This window comes from Micromonospora qiuiae (assembly GCF_016863555.1).
Lineage (GTDB): Bacteria > Actinomycetota > Actinomycetes > Mycobacteriales > Micromonosporaceae > Micromonospora > Micromonospora qiuiae.
The window spans coordinates 1-12,168 of the sequence record NZ_BOPC01000076.1 but is presented as its reverse complement, the minus strand read 5'-3'; the positions used below and the strand labels follow the sequence as shown (position 1 = coordinate 12,168).

The 12,168-nt window shown below is 68.3% G+C and carries 9 protein-coding genes; 7 read left to right on the top strand and 2 right to left on the bottom strand.

Annotated elements, in window-relative coordinates:
* The first annotated feature begins 312 nt into the window (after positions 1-312).
* From Vqi01_RS23655 to Vqi01_RS23630, 6 genes are read left to right on the top strand one after another with little or no spacing between them, the layout of a single operon-like run.
* Positions 313-663: a transglutaminase-like domain-containing protein gene (locus Vqi01_RS23655; RefSeq protein ID WP_204037045.1), complete on the top strand. Its 351-nt coding sequence runs from the start codon at positions 313-315 to the stop codon at positions 661-663.
* Positions 660-2,120: a hypothetical protein gene (locus tag Vqi01_RS23650; RefSeq protein WP_204037044.1), complete on the top strand. Its 1,461-nt coding sequence runs from the start codon at positions 660-662 to the stop codon at positions 2,118-2,120. The genes Vqi01_RS23655 and Vqi01_RS23650 overlap by 4 nt, the downstream gene beginning before the upstream one ends.
* Positions 2,117-2,329 carry an actinodefensin-associated protein B gene (gene adfB / locus Vqi01_RS23645; RefSeq protein ID WP_204037043.1) on the top strand — a complete coding sequence of 71 codons (213 nt, stop codon included), beginning with the start codon at positions 2,117-2,119 and terminating at the stop codon, positions 2,327-2,329. The genes Vqi01_RS23650 and adfB overlap by 4 nt, the downstream gene beginning before the upstream one ends.
* Entirely contained in the window at positions 2,319-3,095 is a 777-nt protein-coding gene (locus Vqi01_RS23640) for a hypothetical protein (protein WP_204037042.1), read from the top strand. Before adfB ends, Vqi01_RS23640 begins: the two co-directional genes overlap by 11 nt.
* Positions 3,088-4,581, top strand: a complete 1,494-nt coding sequence (locus tag Vqi01_RS23635; RefSeq protein ID WP_204037041.1) for an alpha/beta hydrolase family protein — start codon at positions 3,088-3,090, stop codon at positions 4,579-4,581. Before Vqi01_RS23640 ends, Vqi01_RS23635 begins: the two co-directional genes overlap by 8 nt.
* Positions 4,582-4,604: 23 nt before the next feature.
* Positions 4,605-6,386, top strand: coding sequence for an ABC transporter ATP-binding protein (locus tag Vqi01_RS23630; protein ID WP_443673875.1), 1,782 nt, complete (start codon positions 4,605-4,607; stop codon positions 6,384-6,386).
* Positions 6,387-6,388: 2 nt separating this feature from the next.
* On the opposite strand, the gene Vqi01_RS23625 is transcribed toward Vqi01_RS23630, so the two are convergent.
* Both Vqi01_RS23625 and Vqi01_RS23620 read right to left on the bottom strand, forming a co-directional pair.
* Positions 6,389-7,810: a helix-turn-helix domain-containing protein gene (locus Vqi01_RS23625; protein WP_204037039.1), complete on the bottom strand. Its 1,422-nt coding sequence runs from the start codon at positions 7,808-7,810 to the stop codon at positions 6,389-6,391.
* A 235-nt stretch (positions 7,811-8,045) separates the two neighbouring features.
* Positions 8,046-10,892: an AfsR/SARP family transcriptional regulator gene (locus Vqi01_RS23620; RefSeq protein WP_204037038.1), complete on the bottom strand. Its 2,847-nt coding sequence runs from the start codon at positions 10,890-10,892 to the stop codon at positions 8,046-8,048.
* A gap of 665 nt (positions 10,893-11,557) precedes the next feature.
* On the opposite strand from Vqi01_RS23620, the gene Vqi01_RS23615 reads away from it, so the two are divergent.
* Positions 11,558-12,028, top strand: a complete 471-nt coding sequence (locus Vqi01_RS23615) for a VOC family protein (RefSeq protein ID WP_204037037.1) — start codon at positions 11,558-11,560, stop codon at positions 12,026-12,028.
* The last annotated feature ends 140 nt before the right edge of the window (positions 12,029-12,168 follow it).

Here is a 12,168-nt window from a genome sequence, read left to right as displayed (position 1 = left end):
GGGGGTGCCTGCCTCTTCACGTTCGCGTGCTGTGATGGCCTGTACTGCCGATTGTACGACGGATGGAAGGCGGACGGTCACTGCCGTCCCGGCTGAGGCGTCTTCGCCTTGGTCGTTGGCGCTGGCCCGTACGGGCTCTAGCGGTGCCGAGCATCCACTGGAAGCTGGGTCGGGCCACTCGATGAGCGGCCCGACCCAGCGCAATCGAGATGAATCGGGCACTGATGCTGCCCGCCTTGCATCCGGCAGGGCCGCCCGAGCTGCGACTCCCACACATGACAGCAACGCGAGGGGATGGAGGGGACAGGGCGGATGGAAGCGCGTGAGTTTCTGGAGTCGGTACGGGACGACACGGGGGCGTACCGGATCGAATCGTGGCCGCCGGTGATGCCGGGCCGCCCGGCGCGGCGGGTCGACGACGCCGTGGCCTCGTTGCGGGTGGAGCAGCGCACCAGTGTCGGGTTCCTGGCTCCGGTCGAGGATGCGCTGTATGTGATGGCAGGACTGCGCCGGTTGGGTTTCCCGGCCTCGTTCCACCTGGGCCGGGAAACGGTGCCGGCAATACCGCCGGCCGGGTTCTACGCGTGGGTGGAGTGTGACGGCGAAGTGGTGAGTACATCCCTTCCTGTCAAGGAGACGTACCTAGAGGTTTTTCGGGCATGAACCGAGTTGAGATAACCAAGCGCAAGGTGCGGTCGAGTGGCCCGGGAGCGGCGGTTCCCGGGCTGCGGATCGCCAATTCGAAGGATTCGTTTGAATTGGCGCTGGAGTTGCCGTCGACGCTGCCGGTGTATTACCGGATCGACCCTTCGGGGTTGGAGTGGGGCGAGGATCTGACCGCTCTCGCCGGTGGCGCAGCGGTTCCCGGTCCGGAGACGTGGGATCTGGTCGCTCTGATGCACGGCAGCGTACCGGCGCCGGATGACGCGCTGGGTGTGCCTGGGGTGCAACGGCTGACGGTCGGCACGGTGGTGCGGGTGGACGCCGCCGGGGTGCGGGTAGGGCGGCAGGCTCCAGGGTTGCCCAGCCCCAAGGGGAACCTGATCGACGTGGTCGGTGCGGCGCTGCCCGACGGTGAGTTCGGAATCGCCTACAGCGGTGGACTCTCCTCGGCGTTCCTGGCAGTGGCGGCGTACCGGGCGGGTAAGCGGCCGGTCCTGGTGCACGCGGATCTGGGCGAGGCCTTCGCGCACCTGCCGGTGCCCGAGATACCCGGCCTCCAGCTACGACAGGTATCGATTGACGCCGCAGAGTTGCTGGATCATCACCTGTCTCCCACCGACGTACCACGACCCCCGATGCCCGAGGTGGAGGTGCGTCGCCGCCTCGTAGCGAGGCTGTCCGCGGCGGTGGAGCTGCCGCTGGCAACCGGGGCGCTGCTGGAGGATCTGGTCTCGATCCGGCTGCCCGAGGCCGAGATCAGCGACGAGAAGCTCCTCGAATGCGAGCCGTTTCATGTGGCCGGGACCCTGGCCACAGTGGCCGAGGCACGCAAGCTTCTGGAGGAGCAAACAGTCCATGCGCCCATGACCGATGGTGAGGGCCCTCTGGAGAAGCAGCAGCCGGGTGCTCAGCCGCCACCGGTGCCGCCGGGAACGAACTTCCTGCCTGGTCTGACCGAAGCCGGCCAGGAGGAGTACGACATCGCACGACAGATGCGCCTTCCGCTGTGGGAAGACCACCTCACGTCCCTTCCGCCGGTGTTGGGCAGGGCCGACGCCGCGTTGGCCGAGCGCGGGGACGCCGACGCGATGCTGCCCGCCCTCGACCCGCAGGTACTCGCTGCGGTGGCCGCCCTTTCAGCCGACGACATCGGCCGGGTCGAACGGGGCATGTTCCGGAACAACCTGCCGCTGTGGCAGGCGATCGACGCGCATGGTGTCACCCGTGTACGGCGGGCGGCGCCCGGATACTGGCTGCGCCTGGCCGCCGCGGAACACCTGTCTGCACGGCGGGACACACTGGCGGCGCATGTCGCTGATTCCCCTTTGGCGACGGCAGGCCTGATCGCGGCCGAGCAGGTCGCCGCAGCACTGCGCGAGCCCCGACAGATGAGCGAGCACGCCCTGGCCCTGCTGCGGTTGCTCTGGACCGACCACTGGATGCGAGGTCAAGCATGAGCAGGCTGAAACTGGCGCCCCAGGTGACTCTGACCCGATTGCCGTACGGCGGCGCGGTTCTGGTCAACGGCGTGAATCTGGCAATCGCCGAGTGCGATGAGCCGCAGGCGGTGGCGATCGAGGATCTGCTGGCTGGCGGCGTACCGGAAGGGCAGTTGGCTCAGGTTCTGATCGTGGCCGGTTGGGTGGTGTGCAGCGATGTTGGCTGATCTGCTGGTGGCGGTCCTGGCCGGCCCTCTCGTCGCCTCCGGCGTGGCGAAGCTGGCAGCGCCGGCCGAGAAACTGTCCTGGCCGATCCGCAGCGGTCCGCTGGCGGCGCCCGGCGGTCCGCGGCTGGTCGCCGCCGCCGAGTTGGTCGGCGCGGTGCTGCTCGTCGTGGCGCCTGGCCGCCTCGCCGCGGTGACTGGCCTGGTGGCATACCTGGCGCTGGCCGGCGCAGCCCAAGCGCTGCGCGGCCAGAAGTGCGCCTGCTTCGGGCTGGCGCGGCTGGCTTCGGTAGGTCGCACCCACGTCCTCATGAACGCCGCCGGCGTGCTGCTGGCGGTCATCGCCCTACTGATCGGCCCCGGCATCCAGATAGCGCCGCGCGTGGTGTTCGCGGTGGCAGCGACCGCCCTGATCACGGGTGCGGTCCTCGCGCTGGATCATCGAGCCCGCGCGATCGAAGCAGCAAAGGAAGAACAGATCGTGGAACGCGCCCATGCGGTGTACGGCGTACAGCTCTACACCTCCGAGTCCTGCCCTTCCTGCCGGGCACTGAAGAAGCTCCTGGCAGGGATGGAACCGGCCCGCCGTGACGCGGTCGCCGAGACTGTGCTCGGACCCGATGATGCCGCACCCGCAGCGATGGCGGAGATGGGTGTGCCCTGCGCGCAGGGTCTCGACGCCGCTGGCAGACCCGTCGGCGAACCGGTCTCCGGAATCGGCTCGGTCAAGGCTCTGATCAACTCGATCGTGGTTTCCGCACATGCTTGACAGCTGGAGGGACAGCTCACCGAAGGGCGCGTGGGCGCAGCTGACCGCTCCTGCGAGATCCTCGATCTCGCAGGCGAACCCGGCCGTCACGTCCTGGCGCGATCTGCGGGTGGACCCGGACCTGGCCGGGCTCGCAGTAGACCGGCCATGGCTGACCCATATCGAAATCCACGCAGACCGTACGTCGCCGGGTTGGGCCCTACCCCTTACCGACGTGCTGCCCGCACGACTGGCCTGGCACCCCGACCGGCCCCTCGTCGCAGGGCTGGTGGTGCGGGACCGGCGGGCCCACCCGTGGGTGGCCGACTACGCCACCCAGACGGTCACGGTGTTCGATCAGGTGCGGGCCGCGACCTCTCACGCGTGGCCTCCCCATGCCTGGGTGGGCGACTGCCTCGTGGTGCTCGTTCCGTCGACTTCAGCGGCAGGAACCCCGCTGACACACGGGGATCCGGTGGCGCTGGAGGCGACCGGTCCGATGTACGTGAAGTTCCTGCCCACCCTGGCCGAACTCGCCGATCTCATCGCCGCCCGGCCCACCGCGCTGAATCCGGTCACCGGCACGGCGACCGTGTTGACCGACCCACTGGTGGTGGGGCGTCTGGCTGCCTTGGACGACGAGCTCTATCTGAAGTACGCCGAGGACGCCCCCGCCTCGGAGGACGGGCTGTCCTGGTCCAGCCTGGCCGTATCGCTGGACGGCTCCGGCTCGCCTCGTCCGGTCACGATGGCGCCGCACGAGCCCGCGCCGCACGAGCCCGCGCCGCACGAGCCCCTGCGGCAGGAGGCGACGCCAGCGCCCGAACCCACCCATGCGACGAGGATCAGCATCGATACGGGGTGCCACCAGGCCACTCTCACACACCATCCGGGCGAGCCAGCAACGGTGTTGTGGCTGCGTAACGCCCACGCTGGAGAACGGGTGGCAGTGCCTCCGCTGCTGGACACCGGACACGCGGTGGCGAACCTGGACCTACCGTTGCACTGGCCGGCCGACGCCACGGTGGAATCCCTGCACCGGCAGATCATCGACACGGTGCGCGCTGCGATGGCCACCGTGGACGGGCCGATACTGGTGGGTGGGCACAGCTTCAGCGCCACCCTCGCCCTGTACGCCCTCGCCCATGTCCCTGAGCTGCGTGCAGCGATCGTGCACAGCGGCTGCTACAACCGCACGCTCACCCCGACCGGCTGGCAGCACGAGAAACGCCATCTGTGGCAGGCCCCGGACATCTACCGGGCTTTCAGCGCCCTGGAGTTCGCCCACAAGCTGGATCGGCCGGTGCTGTTGGCTCACGGCACCCACGACACCAATCCCGCCACCGCGCCCGAACAATCGGTCGAACTCTACAAAGCCATCGTCGCCAACGGCGGCACCGCCCGCCTACTCCTCCTTCCCGGCGCCGGCCATGCTTTCCACTACGCCGAACACGCCGCGTTTCTCAGCGTCGAGCACCGTACCTGGATCGAGCGGTGGACCCGTTGACGCCCAGGCTCACCGTCCGCGACATGTGCGGGGCGGCGGTGTATGCCGTACGCATGTCCTGGGCGGCGGACCGGCGCGGGGTCCTCACCGTGGTGGGGCTTCAACTGGCCAACGCGTTCGGCCTGGCCAGTGCGTTGCTGTTGCTGCGGGGCCTGCTGGATGACGTGTTGACCCTCGCCGACAGCGACGATGCCGGAGGCGACCTGTGGCGGCTGGGTTCCGGAGTGATGGTGCTGGTCGCCCTCGGTGCGGCAGGTGGCATCCTGCAGACGCTCGGTGGGATGCGGCAGCAGATCCTCACCGATCGGGTGGACCGGTACGTCATCTCACTGGTGTTACATACCGCCTCCCACACCGAGCTGTGGGAATTCGAAGACCCGGACTTCCACGACCGGCTACAGCGCGCGGTGCACGCCTCGCGGCACAAGCCGGCCACGGTGGTCGTGATGCTGGTCGCGATGCTGCAGGTGGCGCTGACCGTGCTGGTGGTGGTGGGCGTGTTCATCACCATCGCCTGGTGGCTGCTCCCCCTGGCAACCCTCACCGCGTGGCCGCTGTTCAAAGCCGCGAAGGACCGGCGCACCGCGCTGTACGCGATGCACCACGGTCTGGCCGAGAACCGCCGCCGTCGCCAGTACCTGGAGCGGCTGCTCACCTGCCGGGACGAGGCCAAGGAAATCCGAGCTCTGAACCTCGGCGCCACCCTTCACAACCGCTGGGACAGCGAATACGCCCAGGAGCTGAACGGCATGGCCCGACTGATCCGTACCCATGCCGGACGCGAGATCCGCGCCAAATTCCTGTCCAGCGCTTTGATCGCCGCTGTCATCGTTTCGGTCTGGGCGTCAGTGAACGTCGGCATGGTGTCCCTTGCCGCCGCATCCACAGGCCTGGCCGGGCTCTGGTTGCTGTCCAGCCGCATGGGAATGGCCAGCCAAATGTTCAACGACGCGGGGGAGTCCCTCTACTTTCTCAAGGACCTGCACAACTTCGCAGGCGCAGCCGTCGAGCCACTTCCTGGGCCCGCCGAACCGGTACTCCCGTTCAGGGCGCTGCAGGCGCGCGATCTGACCTTCACGTACCCGGGCGCCGACCGCCCCACGCTCCACGGCATCGACATCTCACTCCACCAAGGCGAAATCATCGCCCTCGTCGGAGCCAACGGCTCCGGGAAGACCACCCTCGCGAAACTTCTCGCCGGCCTGTACGCGCCCACTGAAGGAACGGTGATCCGCGACGACTGCTCTGTCACCGACCTGCATCAACTACGCCACGGCTGCGCCGTGGTGTTCCAGGACTTCGTCCGCTACAAGCTCACCGTCCACGACAACATCGCTTTCGGTCGCGTCGATGAGCCGCACCACCACAGCCGCATCAGAGGCGCCGCCGAGTCCGCTGGCGTCGCCACGCTCCTGGAGAGCCTCCCCAATGGCTACCGCACACTCCTCGGACGCGAATTCACCGATGGCACCGACCTTTCCGGTGGCCAATGGCAGAAACTCGCCATCGCCCGTGCCTTCTACCGCGATGCCCCATTCGTCATTCTCGACGAGCCCACCGCCGCTCTGGACCCCCAAGCCGAAGCCGATCTCTTTGTGCGCATCCGTCATCTCTTCGCGGGACGTACCGTCCTGCTCATCTCACACCGCTTCTCCAGCGTCCGCAGCGCCGACCGCATCTACGTCCTGGATTCCGGCCGGATCATCGAGCACGGTACCCACGCCCAACTCATGCGTGCCCGGGGCCGCTATGCCGACCTCTTCCTCACCCAGGCGGCGGGGTATCTCGACACCACACCAGCCTGAGGTCACGAATTTCCCGCGCCTTCCAGGACGAACATTCTCCCCGGAGGCCCACCGCCCGCTGATTCCGGACCTCTGGCAATCGGGCTGGGCCCCACGGCCAGCTGGCGTGCGTACTCGCGGAGCAGGTGCGGCATCAGGTAGCGGTTGTCGTCGAGGCGGGTGACCAGGTGCACATCCGCGAGCCGGCACAGCGCGGTCTGCGCGTACCCGACCGCCTCCGACAGGGCGGTAGCCGCGGCCAACGCAGTGACCCCAGCCGCGGGAAGCGCCCCGAGCAGCCGGAACACCCGCTTCGAGGCGTTGTCCAAGCGGTGGTAGGAGGGTGCGAAGCATGCCTCGAGCCCGGCCTCCGGGTCGCTGTGTAGGGCCAGCGCGGCGAGTGGCCCGTTGGCGCGCATCCGGGCAACGAGGTCGGCGAGCGGAGCCGCCGTGCCGGAGCCGAGCCCAACGGCGGCGATCCGCAACGCCAGCGGCAGGCGGTCGCAGAGCTCGACCAGCACGCCAGCCGCCTCCAACTCGGCCGCGACCCTCCGTTCACCGGCGATCTGCGACAGTAGCTGGACCGCGTGCCTCTGTGCCAGCGGTGGTACCTCGACCAACCGGCCATTGTCGTGCACGGCGAGTCCGACGAGGCTGTCCCGACTGGTGACCACCGTGCAGGTACCCGGTCCGCCGGGGCGCAGCAGCCGTACCTGCTCGGCCGAAACCGCCCCGTCCAATAGCAGGAGGACTCGCCGATCCGCGACCACCGACCGGAACAGGCCGACGGCCTGCTGTTCGTCTGCGGGTATCCGGCCGGCCGGCACACCGAGCGCGACGAGCAGTTGGACGAGCGCGACCTGCGTCGCCGAAGAGGCGCACGGGCTGCATCCACGGAGATCGACGTAAAACTGGCCATCCGGAAACCGAGGGCTGACCCGGTGCGCCCAGTGCACCGCCAGCGCTGTCTTGCCCACGCCGGGCGCGCCGGTGACGACGATCAGCCCGGGTCCGGGACCGATGATCGCGGCGTCCAGCTCGGCGATCCGATGTCGCCGGCCGACCAGGTTGGCGGTTGCGGGCGGAAGCTGGCGCGGCAGTACCGGCTCGATGGACATCGTGGCGCTGCTGGGCCCGCGCATCCTGGCCACGCCCGGCGGACTCTGGTGCCAGGTGTTGGCCGACATTGCGATCCGCGTTCGTGTCGCCAGCCACGCGGCCACTTCCGCATCGGTGCCGCCGCAGGCCCGGATGTACGTCGCGACCAGGTCACGGCTGGGCAAAGTGGACCGATTCAGCATAGTGGCGACCGTGCTCGGCGGCAGCGAGCGAGCGCACTGCCGCGCACGAAGAGCCAACTGTCGGTACGACACACCAGCCGCCTCGCGGCGTAGCCGAAGCAGCCGCACGTACTCGGCGCTGTCCCGGGCAGCGTCTGGATCCACGTTCGTCACCCGATGTTTGTTCCCTTCTGTGACCACCACCGGCCGGGGGCGTTCGTGTCGACAGGCAGCCCGGCTGGCCGGCGTGTGGTCTGTGCATACCCCACCCATTCGCCAAGTCTCATGGATGGTCGTACACGCTCCGTCTACGCCGCATACACAGGACGAGTTCGTCCGAGATGATCCTGAGAATGACCGCCTATGCGGCTGCCGGCAGGGCGTTCCACCGCGCCATGGGCTACCCGCGTTGTCCGTCGACGGCGTCGAGAACTGCTGCGTGCTCGATGTCCGCCAAGGCCCGCACCCGCGTCATACCCAGCGCTTCCGTGATCGCGGCCGCTTCCTCGACGTAGCTGGCCGCCTTGTCGATGGCGCCGAGCAGCCGCGAGGCGCGGGCCAGGGCGACCAGGGCCAGCGCCTCGCCCTGCCGGTATCGGATCCGGCGCGCGCGTTCAACGGCGCGGGCCAGCAGCTCCGCAGCCCGGTCCAGGCAGCCGAGATCGATGTAGATCAGGCCCAGCCGCGTGAGCGCCCCGGAGCCGGGATAGTCGTCGCCGGTCTCGTCGTACCAGGCCAGGGCCTTCTCGACGAAGCGGATCGCTTCCTCGTGCCGGCCAAGTTGATGGTACGCCCGGCCCAGGGATTTCAAGGCGTAAACTTCGCCGACCGTAGCGCCGATCTGCTGGGCCACCGTCAACTGCTGCTCCAGATACGCGATCGCCTCCTCGGGGCGGTCCCGCATGAGGTAGCTGAGCCCGAGGTTACCCAGCGCCCGTTGCTCGCCGAAGCGGTCACCGATGTCCCGGCAGATGGACAGCTCCGTCGCGATGTGCGCCTCGGCCTTCTCGGGGCGCCCGACAGCCACGTAGGCGCCACTGATGCTGCCGTTGGCATACGCCTCCGAACGCCGGTCACCCACCTGCCGCGCCAGGCTGATGGCCTGCTCGTTCAGTTCGAACATGTCGCAGGAATAGCCTTTCAGGAGGAGGAACCAGTGCAGCGTCAGCGCCAGCCCGATACCGAGCCGGGCGTGCTCGTCCGGGCCACGCCACGACTGGCGGGCCGCCGCCAGCAGGTTCACCCGTTCCGCCTCCAACCACCGGCGTGCCTCGTCAGCTCCGGTGAACGGCTTCGGCGTCATGGGCACGTCGGGCACCGGATAGTGCGTGCGGTACGGATACAGCAGCCGGGTCGCGTCGCGGGCGGTGACGAGGTAGTAGCTGAGCAGTCTGCTGATCACTGCGGTGGCGTCACCGCCTGCGACGGTGCTGGCGGCCACCTCTCGGGCGAACAGCCGCACCAGATCGTGAATCCGGTAGCGATCGGGCTCGACCGCCTCGACCAGATGGGCGTCCAGCAGGCGTTCGATGACCCGATCCGCCTCGGCCGGCGATGTGTCGAGCAGGGCGGCTGCGGTGTGGGAGTCGATGTCGGTTACCGGCATCAGCCCAATCAGGCACAGCGCGCGGGCCGCTGCCCGGTCACCCGGATCGTCGCTTCGCGCCAGGGCCGCGTAGCTCACCCCCAGGCTGCTGCGCACCGCGAGAACACCGGAAGCCAGTTCGCTGAGCCGATGCTGCTCATCGGTCAGGCGCTCCACCAGATCCCGGACGGCCCAGGTAGGCCTGGTCTTCAGCCGGGCGGCGGCCACGTGCAGCCCGAGCGGCATGCGATCACAGAGCTCGACGAGTCGGGCGGTGGCCGGTGGGTCGTCCGCCGCACGGGCATCGCCGATCAGGCGTTCGAGCATTGCCCGCGAGGCGTCCGGATCGAGTGGGCCGAGACCCACGTGGGTGGCGCCTTCGAGGGCGGTCAGGCCGGCACGGCTGGTGACGAGCACGGCGGTACGGGACGTGCCCGGCAGCAGCGGACGCACCTGATCCGCCGTCGCGGCGTTGTCCAAAAGGATCACCATCCGTCGAGCGGCCACCAGGGTGCGGTAGAGCCCGGCCGCCTCCTCGATGTCGTGCGGCACCTCCGCTGCGGGAACCCCCAGCGCTCGCAGGAACCGGCCCAAGCCCTCGCCGGGAGAGAGCGGCTCGACGCCTGGCGTCGCCCCACGGAGATTCACATACAGTTGCCCGTCCGGGAAGCGACTGGCCCATGGTTCAACTGCGTGCACGGCCAGCGCAGACTTGCCCACGCCAGGAGGGCCGTGGATGATCACGACCGAACCATGTCCGCTGCCGTTGTCCGGGTCGAGCAACTCGCCCAGCGTGGCCAGTTCACCCTTTCGGCCAACGAATGTCGGGACATCCAGCGGTAGCTGCCGCGGTATCAGCCCACCATTCACCGGAGATACCACCGTGGCCACGCCGGCCGGCGGCGCCAGCGCCGGATCCGATCGCAGGATCCGGGCTTGCAGCATCCGCAGCGGCTGGCTCGGCTCCACCCCGATCTCCTCAACCAGGCGCGTCCGTAGCTGCTGATACGCGGCGAGCGCATCAGCCTGCCGCCCGTGGCGATAGAGCGCCAGCATCAGCTGCTCCCACAGCCGCTCCCGCAATGGATACTGAACGATCCAGCCCTGAAGCTCCGCGATCGCCTCGGCATGCCGCCCGAGCCCGAGGCGGGCGTCGAAAAGTTCCTCCACCGCGGCGAGCCGCTGTTCTTCCAGGCGCTGTGCCGTGGCGGCGAGCATGTCGCTCGTGTGTTGAATGCCTTCGAACGCCGCCCCGCGCCACAACTTCAGTGCCTGTTCGAGCCGCCTGGCCACCAGCTCGAGATCACCCAGCCGGCGTGCATCGGCGCCGTCGGCGATCAACCGTTCGAACGTCAGCATGTCCAGGCGCTCCGGCGACACACCGATCATGTACCCAGACGAATCCGTGCTGATCGGCGCGGTCGCCGGATCGGCCGGCGCCAACAGCCGACGCAGCGACCACACATACGTACGCAGATTCGACAAGGCCGACTCCGGCGGATTCGCCCCCCACAGGTCATCCACCAGAGTGTCCATCGGAACCGAGGTGTTGGCCCTGGTCAAGAGAAGGACCAGCAGGAGGCGAAGCTTCGGACGGCCGATCCATACCTCGTCGTCGGCAGCCGTGGAGACCCGCAGCGGTCCAAGTAGACGGAAGTGCATCCGATGCTCCCAGCTATCGAATACCAGGTTGCTGGCTACTCTCCGGGCCATTTGGGAGGGAGAGGGGGGCGACGGTCGCGCCCTGGCGACACGATGCCAGCCTGAGCAACTCACACGAAATCTCCACGCTCCGCCCCCGTACGCGGTACGTCGACAATGTCCGTCGATTTCCTAGGAGTGCGCCACCGAACCAGTGTGCGCCCGTTGGTCGGACCGGCCCAGCGTATCGGCAGCGGCCATCACCTGTCCCTCGCCACGGGAGACCACCCCTGCGGGCGATCGCGCCGCACGGTGCGGCCGGCACCCGGACCTTGGCGGGCAGCCATTCGAGCCCGCCTTCGCGATGTCGGTCTGCGTGTCGCACAACAGGTCTCTGGCTTCGGTCCTGCGCCGGGCTGCCCGACGCAGGACGAGGAGATCCGCCAACTACCCTTGGAGCCGCCGCGCCCAGTACACCTGACCGTCCGGACCCAGGTAGACCAGGGCCAGCAGCAGGTCGGACATCGCAACCGGCGCGGCTGCCATCGGCAGTTACCGCCAGGTGACGACGGAGACCACCGCCGGCATCGCTGCCGTCAGCCGAGTTCTTCGCCATGCCATACGCGACAGTGAACCACGCGAGCATTAGAACCTAAGAGTGCAGCATCGTGAAGTAAGATCGGGTCATGGCGCGCGTGACTCGACTGGACCACGCCGTTATTGGCGTCTCGGATTGGCGGGTCTCCACTGACTTTTACCGAGAGGTCGTCGGTGCCGAGGTGATCGACGTTGGTGGCGACCGCGTTGCGTTCCGAATCGGTCCCAACCAATTGAGCGTCCATGGCCCGGGCATGGATCTCGCGGGCAACGTTGCCCGTCTTCCCGTTCGCCCCGGCAACAGTGATATCTGCTTCGTCTGGGAGGGGCCGATCGAGGCCGCGGTGGCACACCTGCGAAGACACAGGATTGCGGTGGAAACAGGACCCGTTCGCCGGTTCGGTGCCGGCGGGATGGGGACGAGCGTCTACTTTCGCGATCCAGACGGAAGCCTACTCGAATTTATTTCCTACGAGACGTCTCCGCAGCGGGCCAGCCCTGACCCTGCCGATGTCAGCAGTCCCGCAGGCGACCATCTGGGCGATGTCCCGCGCTCGTAACGGACCACACGGTCGCGTGAGGAGCCCCGCCGGCTGTCGGAGGTGGACCTGCGGCTGGCCGCCGGTGAGCCGGTGTCGTCGGTGCCAGCGAACCTTGGCGAGCATGCCGGTGAGCCGAACGTGAACATGGTGAGCTGTGA

Coding starts and splice junctions, on each gene's coding strand:
- Vqi01_RS23655 (WP_204037045.1), top strand. CDS start 313: ATGGAAGCGCGTGAGTTTCTGGAGTCGGTACGGGACGACACGGGGGCG.
- Vqi01_RS23650 (WP_204037044.1), top strand. CDS start 660: ATGAACCGAGTTGAGATAACCAAGCGCAAGGTGCGGTCGAGTGGCCCG.
- adfB (WP_204037043.1), top strand. CDS start 2,117: ATGAGCAGGCTGAAACTGGCGCCCCAGGTGACTCTGACCCGATTGCCG.
- Vqi01_RS23640 (WP_204037042.1), top strand. CDS start 2,319: ATGTTGGCTGATCTGCTGGTGGCGGTCCTGGCCGGCCCTCTCGTCGCC.
- Vqi01_RS23635 (WP_204037041.1), top strand. CDS start 3,088: ATGCTTGACAGCTGGAGGGACAGCTCACCGAAGGGCGCGTGGGCGCAG.
- Vqi01_RS23630 (WP_443673875.1), top strand. CDS start 4,605: ATGTGCGGGGCGGCGGTGTATGCCGTACGCATGTCCTGGGCGGCGGAC.
- Vqi01_RS23620 (WP_204037038.1), bottom strand. CDS start 10,892: ATGCACTTCCGTCTACTTGGACCGCTGCGGGTCTCCACGGCTGCCGAC.
- Vqi01_RS23615 (WP_204037037.1), top strand. CDS start 11,558: ATGGCGCGCGTGACTCGACTGGACCACGCCGTTATTGGCGTCTCGGAT.